Here is a 357-nt window from a genome sequence, read left to right on the forward strand (position 1 = left end):
GCATCTGCGCCAACGGCCGCTCCGGAAGAATCCTCGTATCCTGTTAGTTCGGATCGGGCTCCCCTATGGTGTACCAAACAAACATTGCAACGATGACACCCAAGGTCACAAAAACTGCTGTTGTTTGAGCGAGCATGAGCCAACCGTAGGCGGTCAAAACACCGTCAACTTCCATTATGTGTTTGCCGCCTCTTACAAAACTACTTTGCAGGTCGAGAGATTGCCTCCAACCATTAATGCGACCAACGACGATACTCAATAATGCAATGGTAAATGCAACTATTCCTCCGGTAGTTGCGGCCTTTAGCGCGGTGACCCGCTTGCGCATGGTGCGCCTCAATATTGGAGCGCCTATCA

At 51.0% G+C, this 357-nt stretch carries 1 protein-coding gene; it reads right to left on the reverse strand.

From position 1 onward, the window contains the following. Positions 1-43 precede the first annotated feature (43 nt). On the reverse strand, positions 44-357 hold a 314-nt coding region (locus tag EU803_RS18460), incomplete at its 5' end, for a hypothetical protein (RefSeq protein WP_207209244.1).

The organism is Loktanella sp. IMCC34160 (assembly GCF_004145845.1).
Lineage (GTDB): Bacteria > Pseudomonadota > Alphaproteobacteria > Rhodobacterales > Rhodobacteraceae > SELP01.